This is a genomic window from Streptomyces sp. NPDC051180 (assembly GCF_040689545.1).
Taxonomy (GTDB): domain Bacteria; phylum Actinomycetota; class Actinomycetes; order Streptomycetales; family Streptomycetaceae; genus Streptomyces.
In genome coordinates, this window is sequence record NZ_JBFBBC010000010.1 from 210,392 (window position 1) to 230,279 (window position 19,888).

The window sequence follows — 19,888 nt, forward strand, 5'->3', positions numbered from 1 at the left end:
AACCGACCGGAGGCCGCACCACACGTGGTGCGGCCTCCTCTCATGAAAGGCACGCACCAGATGAACGGCGAGGAAGCTCCGGCGCGCAGGAAGGCAGCGAACGGCGATGACTCGATCTACTGGGACCAGTCCAAGAACCGCTACGTGGGAGCCATCTCGCTCGGCTACACGCCCGATGGGAAGCGCCGGCGGCCCAAGGTGTCCGGCAAGACCAAGTCCGAAGTGCGGGTGAAGCTTCGTGAGCTGCGAAAGGGTCTAGCCGTGGGGGTGCAGACCTCCAGTCGGCACACCATTGAGGTCGCCGTGAACAAGTGGTTGATCCGCGGCCTGCGAGGCCGTGACGAGAACACCCTCAAGACCTATCGAAGCCTGGCGAACAACCACGTCATTCCCGACCTCGGAAAGGCCAGGACTCACGAACTGACCGCCGATGAAGTCGATGAGTGGCTGACAGCCAAGGCGGATGAGGTGTCTCACGAGACCCTGAAGATGATTCGATCCATCCTTCGCCGGTCGATCGCCCAGGCCCAGCGCGAGGGGCTCGTGGAACGCAACGTGGCTGAACTCGTAGAGCTTCCGCACGGCCGGGAGGGCCGCCCCAGCAAGTCCCTGGCGCTGGAGGAAGCTCAAGCGGTCCTCCAAGCCGACCGCGGTTCGTGGATTCACGCCTACGTGGTGCTGGCGCTGCTCGTCGGAGTACGGACCGAGGAGGAACGACCTCTCACCTGGGCGCACGTCCACATTGATGCGGGCGACGGGGATCGTCCGCACATCGACGTATGGCGCTCTGTCCGGCGAAGGGGTGAGACCAAGACGCGCAAGAGCAAGAGATCGCTGACCATGCCGCACTACGCCGCAGCAGTGCTATCCCAGCACCGTCAGCAGCAACAAGAGGAGTGCGCGGCGGCCGGCATCGAGTGGGCGGAGAGCCGACTTGTCTTTGCCCATGCCGACGGGACTCAGCGAAGTTCAACCAACGTCTTGAGGAACTTCCGCGCCTTGCTCAAGGAAGCCGGCCTGCCCGCTCCGCGCACCTGGACAACGAGGGAGCTGCGCACAAGCTTCGTCTCTCTTCTCTCCGACCATGGAACGCCGATCGAGGTCATCGCGAGGGTCGTCGGTCACAGCGGCACGCAGACGACCGAGACCGTCTACCGCAAGCAGATCCGACCGGTGATCACGGAAGGCGCCGAAGCCATGGACGAGATCTTCAAGCCCGACGGCACGTAGCTCTCGCCCAGTGGCTCCCTCTTTGGCTCCCCTGGTGGCGACCGCGATGGCCGACGTGCGCGTCACCTGGGAGGACATTGCATCTCGGCGGCGGACGGTGATTGCCCCGGAGGTAATGCCGCCCCCGGTGCCCGTGATCCCTTGTGCGGGGCCGGAGTTCGGACAGGGCTCCGTGCCGGGGCGGGCGTGGGTATTGTTCGCGCCGGGGTGGCCGGGAAGGGTGCCCCGGAGGGGGAGACAGGGATGGCGTGGAACAGGGGACGGGCCCGGTTGGTGGCCACGGCGGACGATCACAAGGTGACGCCGGCGGAGCTCTTCTTCGACCTGGTGTTCGTGTATGCGATCACGCAGGTCACGGCGTTGATGGCGATGTCGCCGTCGCCGGTGCGGGTGGTGGGGGGCATGGTGGTGCTGGCGCTGCTGTGGTGGTGCTGGTGCTGCTTCGCCTGGCTGGGAAACGTGGTGCGGGCGGACTCGGGGGCCCTGTTCGCGGTGCTCGTCACCGTGATGGCCACGGTCCTGATCGTGTCGCTGACGGTGCCGAAGGTCTTCGCGGACCCGGCGGGCGGGCTGTCGGCGCCCCTGCTGTTCGTGCTCTGCTACGGGACCGTGCGCGTCCTGCACCTGGCGTCGTACTGGATCTCCAGTCCGGGTGATCCCGCGCTGAGGGCCACGCTGCGGCGCACCGCGCTGGTGTCGGTGGCGCCGCCGCTGGTGCTGCTGCTGATCGGGAGCGCGTACGGCGGAAGGATCCAGCTGCTGCTGTGGCTGGGGGCGGTGGCCGTCGACTACGGCGGCATCTACGTCACCGGGTCATCGGGCTGGCGGGTCAACTCCCCCGCGCACTTCGCCGAACGGCACGGCCTCATCGTGATCATCGCGCTCGGCGAGTCCATCGTGGCGATGGGCGTCGGCGTCTCCGGCCTCCCGATCACGTACGCCGTGCTGGGGGCCTCGGCCGCGGGCCTGCTCCTGGCGGCCGGGCTGTGGAGGCTGTACTTCCGTCAGCTGGGCGAGGCCGCCGAGCACCGGCTCACCGCCCTCGACGGCGACGAGCGCACCCGCTTCGCCCGCGACGTCTACACCTTCCTGCACCTTCCGCTGGTGGCCGGCGTCGTCCTCTGCGCGCTCGGGATGAAGAAGGTCCTCCAGCAGGTCGCGGACACGGGGCACTACGGCCTCGCCGAACCCCTGCACGGCGCTGTGGCGTGGTCGCTGACCGGCGGCGTGGGCGTCTTCCTGCTCGGCGCCGCCGCGATCGTGCTGCGCACCTCGGGCCGCCGCCCCATCGCCCTCGCGGTGGGCGGCGTGTGCTGTCTGGTCGCCGGCCCGGCGGTCGCCCTCGTGCCCGCGCTCGTGGCCCTCGGGGTGCTCGCCACCCTCGCGGCGGTGCTGGTCGGTCTGCACGGCCGCCGCTCGGCGGCCGGGGTCGGGGTGGCGGAAGCGGCCTGAGTCCGGCCGCCCCCGCGGCCAGGGCCTGGATCGGGGCCCTGGCCGGACGGGGCCGGTGGGTCAGCGGGCGGGTTCGCCGCGGGGCGCGGCGGGCTCGGGCGCCGGGGCGGGTGCCGGGGCGGCCGGTTCCGCCGCGGAACGGTCGGCGCGCTGGGCGCGGGACGCCTCGGCGCGCAGCAGGGCCTGGAGGACGGCGTACGGGTCGACGGGCATGGCGGAACTCCTCGCGGTGCGGGGGAAGGTGACGTCGTTCGGCTGCGGAGGCACGGGCCTCTCAGCAGCGCATCACCACACGCCGGAGGGCGTCGCCGCGCGGTGCGGGGACGACGGGTGCGGGGGTCCACCGGAGCCCGCGGGCCCGGTGGGGGCCTGGACGGCTCCCGATGGGCCGCAGGCCGGTGCCGTGCCGGCGGCCTCGGCCGGCGAGTCCGGCCTCGGTGGAGGCGGGGTCGTGGGTCTCGCCGCCCGGGTCGGAGGCGGGGAAGGCGGCGCTGCGGAATTCGGCGCCGCCGCCGGGGAGGGTGGCCGCGGCTCCCGCGCCGAACAGCGCGGCGAGGACGAGGAGCAGCGCGATCCACCGGTGCCTGCCCCGCTCCGGGCGTGCCCGGCGCCCCGCCGGGAAGGCGGGCGCGGGGTTCGGTCCGGACGCGGGGCTCACGGATATCCGTACTGCCCCGTCCGGGTGCGCGGGCGGCGCCCGGCCCGTGAGTTCCGCCCGGGCGGCCTACAGCGGGGGCGACGGATTCACCGCACCGGCGGTCACGGCCGGGGCCCGGCGCCGGGGCGTCCGCTCAGTGGTTGCCGTCCCGCACGACGGGGCCGTCGACGGGTGGGCGCCGGTCGGGACGGGCGGGGTGCGGGGCGGTCTCCAGCGGCACCTGCGGCCCCGAGGACTCGCGCAGCCATCGCCGCAGGACCCGGTGGACCCGCTCGGCGCCGACCAGCTCCTCCCCCGGGGCGACGGGCGGCGAGAGGTCCGGCGGGGAGAGCAGGAAGGGGTGGGACTGCTCCCCGCCGAGACCGCCGTGGGATCCGATCTGTTCCTCGAAGGCGTGCACGGTGCCGGTGGCGGGGTCGTACATCGAGTTGACCATGATGTCCGCGACGTGCGGGAACCCGTCGGTGCGCCGTACCGCCTGCGCCGCGCCGGGCCCGAAGACGGCCAGCGGTCCCGCGTCGGCCAGCTCGGCGACCGGCACCTCGACGCCGTCGCGCGCGAGCACCACCGAGCCGTGCTCGTCGCTCGCGACGAGGACGAAGCCGACGCCCGGGTGGTGGGCGAGGGTGCGCAGGAGGGCCGGGTGGCGCCGGTCGATCTCCTCGCGGGTCATCCGGTGGGGGACGTCGGGGAAGGAGACCAGGCCGAGGTTGCCCGAGGCGAGGACCAGCGGTTCGGACGGCCGGGCGGGCAGCTCCCGGGCGGCCTCGCCGGTCTCGTCGACCGGCCGGTGCAGGGCGCTGCGCAGCGCGTCCCGGGCCGCGTCCCGCGCCTCCGAACCGCTGCGGGTGCGCCGGACCCGGCGCGGCACGGGCAGTCCGCAGCCGGCCCGCACGAGTTCCTTGAGCGTGAGTCCGTACGCCCCCTCGAAGGTCTCGCCGGGGCTCTGCCCGTGGTCGGAGAGGAGCACGATCCGGTACGGCCGGGGGGCGTGCTCGGCGACGGTGGCGATGAGCGCGACGGCCCGGTCGAGGCGGCGCAGGACCTGGTCGGTGTCGCGGCCGTGCGGGCCCGAGTGGTGTGCCACCTCGTCGTAGGCGACGAGGTCGGCGTAGACGGCGGTGCGGCCGGCCAGCATGTCGCCCATCACGGCGGAGACGACGACGTCCCGCTCGACGACGGTCGCGAAGGCGCGGACGAAGGGGTACAGGCCGCCGCGCGAGACCCTGGGGGTCTCGCGGCGCAGACGGGCCCGGGTCGACTGGAACATCTCGCGGCCGCACTCGGCGACGAGCGAGCCGGCAGTGCGGACGGCGTTGGCCGGGTCGGAGAAGTACGCGAAGTAGCCGGCCCGGGAGCGGTTGCGGCGGCCGCGCCGGGCCGCCATCGACAGGACGAGCGCGAGCTGGTCGGCCCCGCCGCTGAAGAGGTTGCCGCGGGAGGCGCCGTCGACGGTGAGCAGCCCGCCGTCGCCGGTGCGGTGCACGGCCCGGCGCTGGAGTTCCACCGCACTGGCCGGGCGGTTGGACACCATGAGCCGGCCGGTGTCCTTCTCGTACCAGCGGAAGGCGGGCACGTCCTCGTTGGAGCCGTGCAGGATGCCGAGCTGGCTGGCGCCGGTCTGGCTCGACCAGTCGGTGCGCCAGGGGGTGAGGCGGTGGCCGGCGTCGAGCCAGCCGGCGACGGTGGGCATGAGTCCGTCGGCGACGGCGCCGCGCAGGACGTGGTGGCCGACGCCGTCGAGCTGGAGGAAGACCGTCCCGGGGACGACTTCCGGCAGGTCGGCGGGGTCGCGCGGCCGGGTGCGGCCGGTGAGCCGGTAGAGCCGGCGGCGGTAGGCGTCGTCGTCGCGGACGGCGAGGGCGGTGGAGGTCGCTGAGGCGACGGCGGACATGACGGCGGCGACCACGACGGCCGTCTCAGGGTTCGCGGCGCCGCGGCCGTCGGGGATGAGCCAGAGCGCCACGAGCAGCAGCGAGCCGTTGAGGAAGAAGACGAGCACGCCGAGGACGAGGGCCGGGACGAGCAGCAGGGCCCGGACGATCACGGGCCACACCAGGGCGCCGAGGAGACCGAAGGCGCCGGCGGCCGTGGCGGCGGTGAGGGCGGTCCGGGTGAGGCTGTCGCCGTCGGCGGACTGGAGCTCGAAGTCGGGCAGCAGCCCGGCGAGCGCGAGCATGGTGAGGGTGGACACCGCCCAGACCGCGACCACCCGCGTCACCGTCCGGCCCGCGGACCGCCAGCGTTCGGCGCCACCCCATCGCCCGTCACCCACGCCCGCTTCACCTTTCGCCCGTTACCTGCCCCAAGCGTGGCACAACGCCCAGGGCGGGGTCGTCGAACGGGTGACGTCGGGCGGCTCCGGTCCGTCAGGTCCGCCGGGACCGCGGCGGGTCGGGTGCCGTCGGGGCCCGCGGGACCGCAGCGGGTCAGGAGCCGTCGTAGCCCGCGGTCGGCATCGAGAGCCGCCGGTGGACACCGGCCTTGGCCGCCGTGTCGTAGACCGGTTCGTCGGGGCGGACGGTCTCCACCCGCACCCCGCGCCGCGCGCATTCGGCGCGGAAGGCGGGCACGGAGGTCAGCGCGCGGGCGAGCACCCTCTCGTTGGCCGCGACGAAGAGGTCGACCGCGCCCTCCTCCACGTCCGCCCACAGCGCCTCGTGGTCGGGCCTGAGCCCGTGGAACAGCAGGCTGCGGGCGATCACGTACCCCTGGTCCTCCGCCCAGCGGGCACAGATCGCGTGCTGGCCGCGCGTGTCGACAAGGAAGGGGTCGCTGTCCAGCTCTTCGAGCGGGGTGAGGCTGGCGATCGCCGCCACCCGAACGTCGTCCATGGACCGACCCTACTGGGGAACCGGACGGCCGAACATCCTCCGGAGCACGCTCCGGACATTTACCCTCGTTACGGAGGCGGAGTACGGCCGCGGACATCGGACACGGCGGCCGCGGGCACCGAGACGGAAGGCGGCATGCCGGTGGAGGTCACCTGGTGGGGTCACGCGACCTGCACGGTCGAGGACTCCGGGGTCCGCTTCCTCACCGACCCGCTCTTCGCCCGCCGGCTCGCGCATCTGCGCCGACGGCGCGGGGCCCTGCCGCCGCCGGGCGCCGCCCGCGCCGAGGCCGTCCTCGTCTCGCACCTGCACGCCGACCACCTCCATCTTCCGTCGCTGGCCCGGCTCGCGCCGGGGACCCGGGTCCTCGTGCCGCGCGGGGCGCCCGGCGCCGTACCGGGACTGCGCAGGCTCGGCGGGCAGGGCCTGCGGCTGACCGAGGTGGAGCCCGGGGACGCGGTGACGGTGGAGGGCGTGACGGTACGGGCGGTGCCGGCACTCCACGACGGGCGGCGGCTGCCGCTCGGACCGCACCGCGCGCCCGCGCTGGGGTACGTCGTCGAGGGCGAGGCGCGGACGTACTTCGCCGGGGACACCGGCCTGTTCGACGGGATGGCGGAGGCGGTGGGGGCGGTGGACGTGGCGCTGCTCCCAGTCGGCGGCTGGGGCCCGTACCTCGGGCACGGCCATCTCGACGCGGCGCGCGCGGCCGAGGCGCTCTCCGCGCTCTCCCCCGCGGCGGCCGTGCCGGTGCACTACGGCACCTACTGGCCGATCGGTCTCGACGGGATCCGGCCGCACGAGTTCCACGCCCCGGGGGACGAGTTCGTGCGGCACGCGGCGCGGCTCGCGCCCAAGGTGGCGGTGCACCTGCTGGGCCACGGCGAACGGGTGCGCCCGGAGGTCGCCCGGTGATCGACGGGTTCACCCGCGTGGTCACGGCGGTGCGGGAGCTGCCGCCGGAGTCCACGCAGCAGGCCGTCGGCTACCCGTCGTTGTTCCTGCTCGTGGCGCTGGGCGCACTGGTGCCGATCGTGCCGACGGGCGCGATCGTGAGCTCGGCGGCGGTGGTCGCCTTCCACCAGACCTCTCCCCTGGCGCTGCTGTACGTCTTCCTGGTCTCGGCGGTCGCCGCGTGGCTCGGCGACACGGCCCTGTACTGGCTGGGGCAGCGCGGGGTCCGTTCCCGCAACGGCTCGCGGTGGCTGGCCGCGCTGCGCGGCCGGGTCACCCCGGAGCGGCTCGCCCAGGCCCAGGAGCGGCTGGAGACCCACCAGGTGTCGGTGCTCGTGCTGTCGCGGCTGGTGCCGGCCGGCCGGATCCCGGTGATGCTGGCGTGTCTGCTCGCGGGGATGCCGCTGCGCCGGTTCGCCCGCGGCGACGCGGCGGCCTGTCTCGCCTGGGCGGCGACGTACCAGCTGATCGGCATCCTGGGCGGCTCGCTCTTCCCGGAGCCGTGGCAGGGAGTGGTGGCGGCGATCGGCATCACCGTGCTGGTCGGCGCGGTACCGGGGCTGTGGCGGCGCCTCCGCGGGGCGCGGGGGGCCGGGGCGCGGGGGGCCTGGGACGGGCGCGCGGCGGACGGCGTGCCCGGGAACGGGGCGGCGGGGCACGGGGCGCCCGGCGACGGGAGGCCGGGGAACGGCGTGTCAGGGCACGAGCACCCGTGAGCCGCCGACCGGCAGGTCCCACAGCTCCTCGCGGGGCAGCCCGGCCTTCTCCCAGGCGGCCCTGACCCGGGTGAGCGGTTCGAGGACGGGCTCGGAGGAGAGGACGAAGGTGGCCCAGTGCATCGGGGCCATCCGCCGCGCCCCGAGGTCCTGGTGGGCCCGGACCGCCTCCTCCGGGTCGGTGTGGACGTCGCTGAGCCACCAGCGCGGGGCGTACGCCCCGATGGGGAGCAGCGCGAGGTCGATCCCGGGGTGACGGCGGCCGATCTCGGCGAACCAGTGGCCGTAGCCGGTGTCCCCGGCGAAGTGGACGCGGCGGCCGGACCGGTCGGTCAGCACCCAGCCGCCCCACAGTGAGCGGCAGGTGTCGAGGAGGGTGCGCTTGGACCAGTGGTGGGCGGGGACGAAGTCGAAGCGCACGCCGTCGAGTTCGGCCGCCTCCCACCAGTCCAGCTCGGTCACGCGGTGGAAGCCGCGGCGTGCGAACCAGCGGCCGAGCCCGGCCGGGACGAAGACCGGGGTGTGACGGGGCAGCCGTCTCAGGGTGGGGGCGTCGAGGTGGTCGAAGTGGTTGTGGCTGATGACGACGGCGTCGACGGCCGGCAGGTCCTCCCAGCGGACCCCGACCGGGGTGAGCCGGGCCGGGGTGCCGAAGATGCGCCGTGACCAGACCGGGTCGGTGAGCACGGTGAGCCCGCCGATGCGCAGCACCCAACTCGCGTGCCCCGCCCAGGTGACGGCGACCGTGTCGGGGCCGGCGGGGGGCAGCGGGCCGGGTTCGAACGGCAGCAGGGGGATGTCGCGGAGCCCCTCGGGGCGGGGGCGTACGGCGCCCTCGCGCGCCAGGCGCGCCAAGGCCCGCACCCCGGGCAGCGGCGCGGTGAGCCGGTCGGCGAAGGTGCGGGGCCAGTCGTGCCGGAGCCGGCCCACGGGCTGGAGCACCGGGGCGGGCACGGGTCCCGTGAGCGGCGGGGCGGGGGGCCGAGCCGTGACGGGGTCGGGCGAGGACGGGGGCTGTGCGGCCCGGGCGGGAGGTGCCGTCCGTTCGGTCATCTGCGGGCTCCGTTCCGCTCGGCTCGTACGGGTGGGGTGGGGCGCCGGCGGGTGCCGGCGAGGGGCCGGGCCACCGGAGCCGCTCCGGGAACCCCGGGGGCGGGGCCGTCGGAGCGCTCCGGAGCTCCCGGTGCCGGGGTCACCGGAGTTCCTCCAGGACCCCTTCGAACTCCGCGAGTTTCCGGGCGACATGGGGGAGCAGCAGGGGGTCCGGCGCGTCGAGGGTCTCGGCGCGCTCCCGTTCCGTCGTGCCGAGGAACATGACGGTGCCGAACCGGACGCGGAGCGCGCCGAGTTCGTCGCCGAAGCGGTGCCCGCCGGGGGTGGGCGCCCCCAGCCGGGCGGTGAGGTGGCTCTCCAGCTCCAGGGAGTCGGTGACGCCGCGGGCGGCGAGCCCGGACCGCAGCGGCCCGAGGTCGGCGTAGAGGTGCCGGCCGGCCTGCGGGGGCCGGGCGAGGGCCCCGGCGGCGAGCACGGCGTGGTGGGCGGCGGCGGCGATCCGCCCGTGGACGGCGGCGGCGCGCCGGGCGCGCACGGTCACGTCCTCGGGCTCGTCCAGGGCGTGCGCGGCGGCGGGGGCCACCGGCCCGGGGACGACGGCCCCGAGGGCGGTGAGCACGTCGAGGACGCGTGCCCTGCGGTCGGTCCAGCGGTCGGCGCGGGACGGGTCGGTGGGCGGGAAGCGGGCGACGGCGCAGGGCCAGGCGGCCGGGGCGAGGGCCCCGCCGAGGTCGCTGAGGACGGTGACGTCGTCCGGGCACATCTCTGCGGGGCCGACGAGCACGGTGTCGTGCGGGTGGTGGAGGGTGTCGCGCCAGGTCTCGTCGCTGATGACGTGCAGTCCTTCGGCGACCGCGGCCTCGCACGCCTCGCGGACGATCTCGGGCGGGGCGACGGTGGCGGTGGGGTCGTCGGCGACGGAGAGGAGCAGGACCCGGGGGTCGCCGCCCTCGGCGCGGACCCGGCGCACGGTCTCCATCAGGGCGTAGGGGTCGGGAACGCCGCCGCACTCGGCGGGGGTGGGCACGTGGTAGGTCGGGCGGCCGAGGAGCCTGGCCTGCGGGGTCCACCAGGCGGGGCAGGGCCGGGGCAGCAGGAGGTCGCCGCCGTGCGCGGCGAGCAGGGCCAGGAGCAGGGCGGGCGCGCCGGGGGCGGCCACGACGTCCTCGGGGTGGGTGCGCAGGCCGCGGCGCCACCAGTAGCCGCCGGCCGCCTCGCGCAGGACGGGACCGCCGCCGGGCGGTTCGGGGGCGGTCCGCCCGGCGGCGGCGGCGAGGAGCCCGGCGAGCACGGGCAGGACGGGGAGTCCGGTCTCGGGGGCGGGAGGGCCGTAGCGCACCGGGCCGCGGCCTTCCGGAGCCTTCTGCCGCATGACCCGCACCTCCTGAGCGCACGGGGGCGCCGGGAAGGCGGCCCCGTGCCCTTTATACGAAGGTTCGCGCGTTCCCGCCCTCTCAGGAGACGGTGACCGGGTGACGCACCACCGCGTTGAAGAGGTAGCCCTGGGTGTTGTGGACGGCGCGGTCGGGCTGGGTGTTGCCGGCGGCGTCGGTGGTCCGGGAGAGCAGGGTGACGGGTCCGGTGGTGTGCGGGCGCCACGGCACGGTCCAGCGGACCCAGCCGCCGCGGCGGGGGGCGTCGAGGAGCCGGGCGTGGCGCCAGTGGGCGCCGCCGTCGGTGGAGACCTCCACGGTCCGCACGGGCGCGAGGGCGGACCAGGCCCGTCCGGTGAGCCGGTGGACGCGGCCGGACTCCAGGGTGGCGCCGAAGGGCAGCTGGTAGGCGGACTTGAGGGTCTGGCGGCTGATCGGGGCGCTGCCGCCGGCGGGGTGCGCGTCGCCGAAGAGGCGGTACCAGTCGGTGGACCAGGGCGAGCTGAGCGGCTTGGTGGAGACCTCGATGTCGCCGAGCCACTTGATGGACGCGATGCCGACCCAGGAGGGCACGACGAGCCGGACCGGGTGGCCGTGGTCGTACGGCAGCGGCTCGCCGTTCATCTCGTACGCGAGGATCACGTCGTCGAACGCCTTGGCGACGGGCAGCGGCCGGCGGACGCGGCCGTAGTCGACGCCGCCGGAGACGTACGGGTCGTCGAGGCCGCGCGGCTGGAGGTCGACGGCGTCGCGGGCTATGCCGGCGCGTCGCAGCACGTCGGAGAGGCGGACACCGCGCCAGCGGGCGGCTCCGACGGCGCCGAGGGTCCAGGAGGTGCCGGTGACCGGCTCGCCCTGCTGGCTGGTGTAGAGGCTGCGGCCGTTCCCGGCGCACTCGATCAGGGCCGTCCGGGTGACGGAGGGCAGGTCGCGCAGCTGCCCGTAGGTGAAGTGGACGGGGCTCCGGCCGTGCAGCCCGTCCCCCCAGAGCGTCAGGCGCCAGTCGGAGGCGTCGAGGACGGGGGTCGAGGTGTGGTTGCGGACGAAGAAGCGGTCGGCGGGGGTGAGGAGGCCCGTGTCGCCGAAGGCGTCGAAGCGGGCCTCGGCGTTGGTGCCCCGGATGGTGAAGTGCTCGGCCGGGAGGGCCTTGACGATGCCGGGGGCGGCGAGCGGCACGGCGGGGGCGGCGTGCGCGGGCGCGGCGGCGGCGAGCCCGCCGACTGCGGAGACCGCCGGGCCCGCCGCGAGAAGCTTCAGCAGGGAGCGGCGGGCGGGCGCGGGCGAGTACGGCACGGGACTCCTCGGCACGGGGACGGGCGCGGCCACCGGGCGGCGGCGCGCCGATCCTAGGGGCGCGGGCCCGGTCCGGACGGTCCGTTCACAGTGCTGTCATACACGGACCGGTCAGGTCGACCGGGCCTCGACCCGGCCTCGGCCGTGCCTCGACCCACGCTCGACCTGCCGTCGCCCCCGGCAGGTCCGGGAGCAGCGGAAATCGAGCGGCGGGAAGGGCGTCCGGGCACCGAGAATGCGGCATGCCGACACGTGAAGCACTGCCCGAGGACGCGGCCGCGATCGCCGCCGTGCACGTCGCCTCCTGGCGGGCCGCCTACCGCGACCTGCTCCCTCCCGCCTTTCTGGACTCCCTGGACCCGGCGGAGCGGGCCGCCGTCTGGCGGGCGCGGCTGACCTCCGCGGACCGGCCGGCGGTGCTGGTGAGCACGGGGGCCGACGGGCGGCCGGTCGCCTTCTCCTGCTTCCGCGCGTGGCCGGGCGAGGGGCTCGGCCCCGGGCCGACGGCGGAGCTGGCGGCGCTGTACGCCCTGCCGGAGGTGTGGGGCACGGGCGTCGGACGGGCCCTGCTCTCGGCGTCCGAGGCGGCGCTCGGATCGGCCGGGTTCCGCGAGGCGGCGCTGTGGGTGCTGGCGGGGAACGCGCGGGGACGGCGGTTCTACGAGGCGGCGGGGTGGCGACCGGACGGCGAGGTGGCGAGCGAGGAGACGGGCGGCGTACTCCTCGACGAACTCCGTTACCGAAAGCGCCTGTTCGACTGAGCGTCTGTCCATATCTCAAGACACCTATCTCAATATTCGAATGGCCTGCGTACGGTGGAGACACGCACCCACACCGAGGGAGTCGCTTCCATGACGCACGCCTCCGCACCGTCCACGGCCCACGAGACCGCCGTCTACACGCACGGGCACCACGAGTCCGTCCTGCGCTCGCACACCTGGCGGACCGCCGCCAACTCCGCGGCCTACCTGCTGCCCGAGCTGCGCGCGGGACTGGACGTGCTGGACGTGGGGTGCGGGCCCGGCACCATCACCGCCGACCTGGCCGGCCTGGTGGCGCCGGGCCGGGTGACCGCGGTCGACGCCGCCGAGGACGTCCTGGACAGGGCCCGCGCCGTGGCCGCCGAACGGGGCCGTGAGAACGTCGCGTTCGCCGTCGCCGACGTCCACGCCCTGGACTTCCCCGACGACTCCTTCGACGTCGTCCACGCCCACCAGGTCCTGCAGCACGTCGGGGACCCCGTCCAGGCGCTGCGCGAGATGCGTCGGGTCTGCCGGCCCGGCGGCGTCGTCGCGGCCCGCGACAGCGACTACGGGGCCTTCGCCTGGTTCCCCGAACGGCCCGCCCTGGACGGGTGGCTGGAGCTGTACCACCGGGTCGCGCGCGCCAACGGCGGCGAACCGGACGCCGGACGGCGGCTGCTCTCCTGGGCCCGGCGGGCCGGGTTCACCGACGTCACCACGACCGCGGGCACCTGGTGCTACTCCACCGAGGAGGAACGGGCCTGGTGGAGCGGCCTGTGGGCGGACCGCACGACGGCGTCCGGCTACGCCGACCTGGCCGTCTCCGGCGGGCACGCGACGGCCGAGGAGCTGGCGGCGATCGGGGACGCCTGGCGGGAGTGGGGCGAGCAGGAGGACGCCTGGTTCATGGTCCCGCACGGCGAGATCCTGTGCCGGGTGTCCTGACCCCGGACGGTGGCGCCCGGCACGTCTCAGGCGCCGGGGTCGTGGACCCCGAGGCGGTCGGGGTCCCGGAAGGGGCGGCTCGGGTGCGGGGTGCGGTCCGGCTCGGGCCGGGCGGGCGCGGGGGCGGGGTCGAGGTCGGGGTCGGCGAAGGGCGGCGGCGCCATCTCGAAGGCGCCGCACAGGCAGCCTTCGCAGGCGCCGGAGAACCGCGGCTCGCCGTGGCGGAAGCGCGGATGGCCGCACCGGCACTCGGCCGTCGCCCAGGACGCCATCGCCGGACCCCCCGCCCCTCCACGGCCCTCGCCACCCCGTCGGCGCTTCCACCGTACCGCCGCCCGGCGCCCGGCCGTCAGCTCGGACGCATCCTGAACTCGTAGGCGTCCGGCAGGGGTTCGTCGGTGAGCTCCGCCCACAGCTCGCCGAGCACCTCGGCCCCCTCGCTCAGGTCGGCGACCTCGAACCCCGCGTCGAAGACGGCGCGGGCCTCGCCCGTCCTGCCCTCCGCGAGGAGGATGCGTGCCTCCAGGAGACGGAACGCCCCTCTCCCCCGGACCTCCTCCGGGAGCCGGGCCCACACCTCCCCCGCCGTGCCGGGCCGCCCGGCGGCGAGCAGCGCGACGACGGTCTCCCGCCCCAGGGCGACGACGACTCCCGTGTCCGCGGCCCGGACGCGTTCGGGGCGGACACCGACGGATCCGACGCGGGGGGCGCCGAGGGCGCCGGAGACATCGGCGGTTCCCGGGGTTCGTGGGGTCCCTGCGGTGCCCAGGGTGCCTGCGGTGCCGAACTCGCCGAACTCGCCGGACTCCGCGCCCGCGAGCCGTACGTCCAAGGGCAGCCTGATGTCGGCGATCCACGTCTCCGCGTGACCTGTGACCGCCTGGCCGGGGATGGCGTGCCCGGAGCCGGCGCGGCCCCTGCCCGCCCCCGCGGCGACGGCCTCCGCGCCCGCCTCCGTGAACGCCTCGGCGAACGCCTCGGTGAAGCGCTCGGCGGCCCGGGCGGGGTGGCCGTCCTCTCGGTCGGCGACGGCCAGGCAGTACAGCAGGGGCCAGCGCACCCCGGCGTCCTTCAGGCCGCGCTCCCAGCTCCGTACGGCCTGGGCGCGGTCTCCGGCGTGCCACTGGGCGATGCCGAGGTGGTACTCGGTGGTCGGGTCGGCCGGGGCGGTCTCCAGCATGTCCCGCCAGGGGGAGGCGACCAGCGGCGGACCCGGCGGGGCTCCCCGGGGCGGAGCGGGCAGGACGCCGGTGCGCAGCAGCTCGCGCCAGGGCTCCTGGTCCGGTCCGATCGTCGACTCGGGGAACGGGGTGCCGGGCAGCTCGTACTGTCCGCGCAGGACTTCGAGGGCTCCCCAGCCCGAGCCGGTGGCGAGGGGCGTGCCGGGTTCGGCGTCGGCGGCGGTCTCCCGCCAGGCGGCGTGGGCCGCGTCGACGGTGGCGCGGGGCAGCGCCCCGGCGAGGGCCTCCTCAACCTCGGTGCGGGCCGCGGTCCAGTCGTCGCCGAGCGCGGCGGCGGGGTCGGCCGCCAGCGGCCCGTACGCCTCCAGCCAACTGAACTCCGCGCCGCCCGCGAGCTCCAGATGCTCCAGCTGGGTGCGGGCGAGTCCGGCCTGGATCTCGGCGTAGCCGGGGGTGCCGGGCTCGGTCAGCCACTCCTGCCAGCGGCGGCCGCCGCGCTCGGTGCCCCACAGGAAGAGCTTGCGGCCGCGCAGCGCGTCGGTCGAGGTCTGGGCGAGGCCCGTACCGTCGGCGTCGAGGGCGGCGATCCAGCGGCGGTGCTCCTCCGGCACGTCGTAGAACCAGTCGGCGGCGTGGGCACCGTTCCGCGGGTACGAGCGGTCGGTGCCGTCCTCGGTGCGCGGCACGGGGAGCCGGCGCAGCCCGCGCTCGTAGCCGTGGTGCCAGGCCGCGTCGGCGGGCACGACGATCCGGCGGTCCTCGGGGACGGCGGTGTTGGACCACCAGTAGACCGGGGCGGTGCGCTCGTGCGGGTTGCGGATCCGGACGGCGGCGTACAGGAAGTCGGAACCGTCCGGGAGCCACAGGTCGACCTGGAAGGGGAGGTCGCGCAACCGCTCCCACTCCCAGAGACGGAGCATCGGGACGCCGTCGGGGGCGGTGACGGTCGCCGCGTGGAGGGGCGAGCAGGAGAGCGCGGTGTGGCCGGTGGCCCCGATGTTCCACTCGATGCCGCCGGAGTACCAGGCGCCGTTGAGTGCGAAGGCCGCGGGCTGGAACACCGGGTTGCGGTAGAGGAGTTCCCGGCCGGTGGGCTTGTGGTGCAGGGAGTGCACCCGGCCGCCGAGGCCGGGCAGCACGGTCACCCGGAGGCGGTCGTTCTCGATCACGATCGCTTCGATTTCCGCGGGGGTGCGCTCGCGTCCGTACCCGTCGCGCACCGGGACGGGCAGCAGACTGCGCAGCGGGTCGCGGCCGATGCCGCGGGCCATGTCGCGCGGGAGGGCGGCGAGGGTGGACGCGTCGACCGCGTGCGTCCCGTCGAGGGGGCGCAGCGCGGGCAGCGGGTTGTCCGGGCCCAACGGGGCCGCGGGCAGCGTCAGTACGGCACGTCGTACGGTCGTCATTGCCCCATGGAACACGCAGGGGCCCGTCCTGACCAGGGGTTCTCCACGTCAGGCTTCGGCAAAGGGGCGGCGGCCCGGGTGCTCGGATATTCCCGGCGGCGTGGGTGCCGGGCGCCGTACGGTGGAGGGTCGGCGCCGCCCGGGTGGCCGAGGGAACAGTGGCACAGGGAGTACGAGGAATGGGCACGCAGCACACCTACCGGGTCATCGTGCGCGGGACGTTCGACGGCCTGTCGGAGGAGAGCCGGAGCCGGCTCCTCGCCGAGGTGGAGGCGCACGGGCTGACCGCGATGCAGTTCACGGAGGAGGGCTCACTCGCCTACGACCGCACGCTGAAGCACTTCTCCTACCGTCTCGTCGTCGTCTCCGACGCGGCGGACGGCGACGAGATGGCCGGGGCGATCGCGGAGGACCGCGTGGAGACCGCGCTCGCGGCGCTCGGCCACGGGTACCGCGGGCTGCGCTCGACCGTGACGGACCTCGACACCATGAAGATCAACTACAAGCGCTGAGCCGGTGCCTCCGTCTCCGGGGCCGTGATCGCCCAGCGCTCGTGGTCCCGCCAGGCGCCGTCGACGAACAGCATCGCCGGGGAGAACCCCTCCAGCCGGAAACCGGCACGGCGGACGAGCGCGCGGGAGGCCGCGTTGCCCGGCTGGATGTTCGCCTCCAGGCGGTGCAGCTCCAGCGGCCCGAAGGCGTACGGCAGGAGCACCGCCAGGGCCTCGGTGAGCAGTCCGCGCCCGGCGGCGTGCGCGAAGGCGCCGTAGCCGAGGGCGCCGCTCCGGAAGGCGCCCCGGACGATGTTGTTGATGTTGACGAACCCGGCGATCCGGCCGCCGTCGTCCCGCTCGCACACCAGGAACCCGGCGCGCGCCGGGTCCCCCGTGAGCGCGCCCGCGTACACCTCGTACGCCTCCTCGGTGCACGGCGGGAACAGCCAGGGCCGGTGCAGCTCCCGGCTCTCCCGGGCGCGGGCGGTGAACTCCTCGGCGTCGTCGGGCGCGAAGGCGCGCAGGCCCACCCGGGTGCCGGCCACGAGGTACCGGCCGAGATCTTCGGACATGGGGCCAGGCTAGGCCGTTCCGCCGGATCGGGCCCCGGGCCCGGCAGGATCCGGAGGAGGCGCCCCGGGGTCTCGTCGCCCAGGCCGGATCAGCGGCGGGCGCCGGCGACGCGCGGCGGGCAGCTCTCGCCCCTGCGCACGACGCCGATCATGACCGTGGTGCGGCGGTCGAGGCCGGTACCCGTCGCCGGGTACTGGGTGCAGACCAGCCAGTTCGACGGCCAGAGCACCCGCCGGTCCTGTCCGCTCACGTCGTGGACGTCGAGCCTGATCCGGCGCGGGAGATGAGTGAAGACCCGCCAGAGCCGCTGGCCGAGGAAGTCCGGCATCGGCCCGGCGTCGGCGTCGTCGCCCGGGGCGGCGGCCTCCCCGGCCGAGGTCATGGCGAGGGCGGCCAGCGCGAGGGCGGCGCCGGCGCCCAGAACGGCGGCCCGTCTCACTTCCGCCTCCGGGCCGCGGCGTAGAAGCCGATGGCGGCGCCGAGGAGGGTCGTGATGAGCAGGGCGCCCCAGAGCGGCATGGTCACCTTGGGGATGATCAGGCGGATCTCGACCTCCTGCGTGTTCTCGAAGATGAAGACCAGCGTGAGGATCGCGACCACGCCCATCGCGATCCGGCCCGGTGTCATGGCTCCGGAGAACCGTGACGTGCCCTTGCCCGTACCCGATGCGCGTGGCTCCTTGGGACTCATGCCTGGCCCCTCTCCTCCGTCGTGCCGTCGGTCGTACCCGGCCCACCGCCGTGGGTCCAGAATGGGGCGCGCGGCGCCCGACGGCGCGGGCAAGCTGAGCTGTACGGGTGACTTGTCAGACAACGAGAGCCGACTACCGTGGGTATCGGGACACCGCCGGAGACCCGGCCGGTGACGAGACGAGGAGGGGCCGTGGCGGTCAGCGGACAGCGGCGGCGACCGGTCGTGGCGCTCTACGAGCGCATCGCGGACGCGGTCCACGACGGCACCTACCCGCCCGGCTCCACCCTCCCCTCCGAGCCGAAGCTCGCCGCCGAGCTGGGGGTGAGCCGGCCCGCGCTGCGCGAGGCGCTCCTGCTGCTCCAGGAGGACGGCGTCCTGACCGTCCGGCGCGGGGTCGGCAGGACCGTCAACGACCGGCCGCCCCGGCGCGGGTTCGAACACGTCCAGCCGCTGGAGGAGCTGATCGGGGCGGGCTCGCCGCTGCGCGTGCGGGCCCTGCTGCGCACCGTCGAGGAGCCGACCGACTTCACCACCCAGCACCTGCTCGCCCCCGCCCGCGCGGAGCTGCGCTTCTGGGAGTCCGTGCTGACCGGGGAGGGCACGGCGGCGGCCCTGAGCCACGAGTGGGCGGCGCCGGACGAGCTCCTCGACCGGACCCACCCGGAGTTCGCGCGGGCCCTGCGGGCCGCGGAGACCGGCGGCGCGACGGAGTCCGGGGCGGGAGCCGGGGAGGACCGCGGCACGCTGCGGGCCGCCGGTCCCGGGCCGGCCCGGGGACCGTCCGTCTCCATGCTCTCGGTCCTCGTCGGGGCCTCCCGCGAGACGGCCCTGAGCGCCCACAGCGGCATCACGGCGACGCTGCTCGGACGGCGCCGCGGCGAGCAGCTCGGACGCCCGGCGGACACGCCCGCCGTGCTGGTCACCCAGGTCGTACGGGTCGGCGAGACACCGGTCCTGGCCGCCAAGCACATGCTCCCGACGGGCGCCCCCGCCCTGCCGGTGCTGCAGTCGCACTGAGCCCCGCCGGGCCGGTGCCCGAGTCCCGCCGGGCGCCGGGCGCACCCGCGAGCGGTGCGCGGCCGGGCCGGTGGGCGTCGCAGGCCCTACGGGCTGTCGGGACCGTCACAGCGCGCGTCCCGGGCGTGGCGTACACTTCCCGGCCATGCACTTGTCTGACAACCCTGCCACGCCTGCCGCCGCCACCGTCTCCGAGTGGATCCGCCGGGCCCCCAAGGCCGTCCTCCACGACCACCTCGACGGCGGACTGCGCCCCGCGACCATCGTCGAGCTGGCGCGCGAGTGCGGCTACACCGCGCTGCCCACCGAGGACCCGGCCGCGCTCGCGGTGTGGTTCCGGGACGCCGCCGACTCCGGTTCGCTGGAGCGGTACCTGGAGACCTTCGCCCACACCTGCGCGGTGATGCAGACCCGCGAGGCGCTGGCCCGCATCGCGGCCGAGTGCGCCGAGGACCTCGCGGCGGACGGCGTCGTCTACGCCGAGATCCGCTACGCCCCCGAGCAGCACCTGGAGGGCGGGCTCACGCTCGACGAGGTCGTCGAGGCGGTCAACGACGGCTTCCGCGAGGGCGAGCGCCGGTCCGGCGGCCGGATCACCGTCCGCACCCTGCTCACCGGCATGCGGCACACGGACCGCTCGCTGGAGATCGCGCGGCTCACGGTGGCGCACCGGGACAACGGCGTCGCCGGCTTCGACATAGCCGGCGGCGAGATCGGCAACCCGCCGGCCCGCCACCTCCCCGCCTTCCAGCACCTCAAGCGGGAGAACTGCCACTTCACGATCCACGCGGGCGAGGCCGTCGGCGCGGAGTCGATCCACGAGGCCGTGCAGGTCTGCGGCACCGAGCGGATCGGCCACGGCGTACGGATCACCGACGACATCGCCGAGGACGGCACGCTGGGCCGGCTCGCCGCGTACGTGCGGGACAACCGCATCGCCCTGGAGGTCTGCCCGACCTCCAACCTGCAGACGGGCGCCGCGAAGGACTACGCCTCGCACCCGATCGACGAGCTGCGCCGCCTGGGCTTCCGCATCACCCTGAACACCGACAACCGCCTCGTCTCCGGCACCACCATGAGCGAGGAGTTCCAGCACATGGTGGACGCCTTCGGCTACGGCCCCGAGGTCTTCGAGGAGTTCACGGTCGCCGCCCTGGAGGCCGCCTTCCTGCCGCTCCCGGAGCGGCGCCGGCTGATCGACGAGGTCGTCCGCCCGGGCTACGCGGCGCTCTAGGGGGTCCCCTCCGGAGGGGACCGGCCGGCGGCCGGGGAA

General features: G+C 75.3%; 21 protein-coding genes. 9 read left to right on the forward strand and 12 right to left on the reverse strand.

The annotated features are described in order from the left end of the window. Positions 1 to 60: 60 nt before the first annotated feature. Together AB0424_RS19830 and AB0424_RS19835 are read left to right on the forward strand one after the other, a co-directional pair. Positions 61 to 1,230, forward strand: a complete 1,170-nt coding sequence (locus AB0424_RS19830) for a site-specific integrase (RefSeq protein ID WP_366307109.1) — start codon at positions 61 to 63, stop codon at positions 1,228 to 1,230. 243 nt (positions 1,231 to 1,473) lie between these two features. Next, on the forward strand, positions 1,474 to 2,682 hold the full coding sequence (locus tag AB0424_RS19835; protein ID WP_366307111.1) for a low temperature requirement protein A: 1,209 nt from the start codon (positions 1,474 to 1,476) through the stop codon (positions 2,680 to 2,682). Between the two features lie 60 nt (positions 2,683 to 2,742). Here the strand turns inward: AB0424_RS19835 and AB0424_RS19840 are convergent, their stop codons facing one another. The 4 genes from AB0424_RS19840 to AB0424_RS19855 form a co-directional block, all read right to left on the reverse strand. Then, positions 2,743 to 2,895, reverse strand: a complete 153-nt coding sequence (locus AB0424_RS19840) for a hypothetical protein (RefSeq protein WP_366307113.1) — start codon at positions 2,893 to 2,895, stop codon at positions 2,743 to 2,745. Positions 2,896 to 2,956: 61 nt separating this feature from the next. Then, a complete protein-coding gene (locus AB0424_RS19845; RefSeq protein WP_366307114.1) occupies positions 2,957 to 3,340 on the reverse strand; it encodes a hypothetical protein in 384 nt (127 codons plus the stop codon). A gap of 133 nt (positions 3,341 to 3,473) precedes the next feature. Further along, complete coding sequence (locus AB0424_RS19850) at positions 3,474 to 5,615, reverse strand: phage holin family protein (protein ID WP_366307116.1); 2,142 nt, start codon at positions 5,613 to 5,615, stop codon at positions 3,474 to 3,476. 154 nt (positions 5,616 to 5,769) lie between these two features. Next, positions 5,770 to 6,174, reverse strand: a complete 405-nt coding sequence (locus AB0424_RS19855) for a hypothetical protein (RefSeq protein ID WP_366307118.1) — start codon at positions 6,172 to 6,174, stop codon at positions 5,770 to 5,772. A 135-nt stretch (positions 6,175 to 6,309) separates the two neighbouring features. Here AB0424_RS19855 and AB0424_RS19860 point away from each other — a divergent pair, with 135 nt between their 5' ends. Both AB0424_RS19860 and AB0424_RS19865 read left to right on the forward strand, forming a co-directional pair. Then, positions 6,310 to 7,089 (forward strand): MBL fold metallo-hydrolase, encoded by a 780-nt coding sequence (locus AB0424_RS19860; RefSeq protein ID WP_366307119.1) that lies wholly within the window; start codon positions 6,310 to 6,312, stop codon positions 7,087 to 7,089. Further along, the gene (locus AB0424_RS19865; protein ID WP_366307121.1) at positions 7,086 to 7,844 is read left to right on the forward strand and encodes a VTT domain-containing protein; all 759 of its coding nucleotides are present in this window, start codon (positions 7,086 to 7,088) and stop codon (positions 7,842 to 7,844) included. The genes AB0424_RS19860 and AB0424_RS19865 overlap by 4 nt, the downstream gene beginning before the upstream one ends. Here AB0424_RS19865 and AB0424_RS19870 read toward each other — a convergent pair. From AB0424_RS19870 to AB0424_RS19880, 3 genes are all read right to left on the reverse strand, one after another. Further along, complete coding sequence (locus tag AB0424_RS19870; protein ID WP_366307123.1) at positions 7,824 to 8,897, reverse strand: MBL fold metallo-hydrolase; 1,074 nt, start codon at positions 8,895 to 8,897, stop codon at positions 7,824 to 7,826. The two genes, AB0424_RS19865 and AB0424_RS19870, sit on opposite strands and share 21 nt — an antisense overlap. Positions 8,898 to 9,036: 139 nt before the next feature. Beyond that, positions 9,037 to 10,269 (reverse strand): aminotransferase class I/II-fold pyridoxal phosphate-dependent enzyme, encoded by a 1,233-nt coding sequence (locus tag AB0424_RS19875; RefSeq protein ID WP_366307125.1) that lies wholly within the window; start codon positions 10,267 to 10,269, stop codon positions 9,037 to 9,039. A gap of 82 nt (positions 10,270 to 10,351) precedes the next feature. After that, entirely contained in the window at positions 10,352 to 11,563 is a 1,212-nt protein-coding gene (locus tag AB0424_RS19880; protein ID WP_366307127.1) for a sulfite oxidase, read from the reverse strand. 242 nt (positions 11,564 to 11,805) lie between these two features. On the opposite strand from AB0424_RS19880, the gene AB0424_RS19885 reads away from it, so the two are divergent. Beyond that, a complete protein-coding gene (locus AB0424_RS19885) occupies positions 11,806 to 12,324 on the forward strand; it encodes a GNAT family N-acetyltransferase (RefSeq protein WP_366307129.1) in 519 nt (172 codons plus the stop codon). Positions 12,325 to 12,414: 90 nt separating this feature from the next. Continuing rightward, a complete protein-coding gene (locus AB0424_RS19890) occupies positions 12,415 to 13,251 on the forward strand; it encodes a methyltransferase domain-containing protein (RefSeq protein ID WP_366307130.1) in 837 nt (278 codons plus the stop codon). A 26-nt stretch (positions 13,252 to 13,277) separates the two neighbouring features. Here the strand turns inward: AB0424_RS19890 and AB0424_RS19895 are convergent, their stop codons facing one another. Together AB0424_RS19895 and AB0424_RS19900 are read right to left on the reverse strand one after the other, a co-directional pair. Next, entirely contained in the window at positions 13,278 to 13,523 is a 246-nt protein-coding gene (locus AB0424_RS19895; protein WP_366307131.1) for a hypothetical protein, read from the reverse strand. A 77-nt stretch (positions 13,524 to 13,600) separates the two neighbouring features. Beyond that, positions 13,601 to 15,838, reverse strand: a complete 2,238-nt coding sequence (locus AB0424_RS19900; RefSeq protein WP_366307133.1) for a DUF5107 domain-containing protein — start codon at positions 15,836 to 15,838, stop codon at positions 13,601 to 13,603. Between the two features lie 179 nt (positions 15,839 to 16,017). Between AB0424_RS19900 and AB0424_RS19905 the strand changes: the two genes are divergently transcribed. Further along, positions 16,018 to 16,350 carry a DUF6204 family protein gene (locus AB0424_RS19905; protein ID WP_366307134.1) on the forward strand — a complete coding sequence of 111 codons (333 nt, stop codon included), beginning with the start codon at positions 16,018 to 16,020 and terminating at the stop codon, positions 16,348 to 16,350. Here the strand turns inward: AB0424_RS19905 and AB0424_RS19910 are convergent. The 3 genes from AB0424_RS19910 to AB0424_RS19920 all read right to left on the reverse strand — a co-directional run bounded on the left by AB0424_RS19910 (position 16,338) and on the right by AB0424_RS19920 (position 17,595). Further along, complete coding sequence (locus AB0424_RS19910) at positions 16,338 to 16,904, reverse strand: GNAT family protein (protein WP_366307136.1); 567 nt, start codon at positions 16,902 to 16,904, stop codon at positions 16,338 to 16,340. The genes AB0424_RS19905 and AB0424_RS19910 overlap by 13 nt on opposite strands. Positions 16,905 to 16,993: 89 nt before the next feature. Then, positions 16,994 to 17,344 (reverse strand): hypothetical protein, encoded by a 351-nt coding sequence (locus AB0424_RS19915; RefSeq protein ID WP_366307137.1) that lies wholly within the window; start codon positions 17,342 to 17,344, stop codon positions 16,994 to 16,996. Further along, a complete protein-coding gene (locus AB0424_RS19920; protein ID WP_366307139.1) occupies positions 17,341 to 17,595 on the reverse strand; it encodes a LapA family protein in 255 nt (84 codons plus the stop codon). The genes AB0424_RS19915 and AB0424_RS19920 overlap by 4 nt, the downstream gene beginning before the upstream one ends. A gap of 192 nt (positions 17,596 to 17,787) precedes the next feature. Here AB0424_RS19920 and AB0424_RS19925 point away from each other — a divergent pair, with 192 nt between their 5' ends. Both AB0424_RS19925 and AB0424_RS19930 read left to right on the forward strand, forming a co-directional pair. Further along, positions 17,788 to 18,615, forward strand: coding sequence for a GntR family transcriptional regulator (locus tag AB0424_RS19925; RefSeq protein ID WP_366307141.1), 828 nt, complete (start codon positions 17,788 to 17,790; stop codon positions 18,613 to 18,615). Between the two features lie 145 nt (positions 18,616 to 18,760). Then, positions 18,761 to 19,849 (forward strand): adenosine deaminase, encoded by a 1,089-nt coding sequence (locus AB0424_RS19930; protein WP_366307143.1) that lies wholly within the window; start codon positions 18,761 to 18,763, stop codon positions 19,847 to 19,849. Positions 19,850 to 19,888 lie beyond the last annotated feature (39 nt).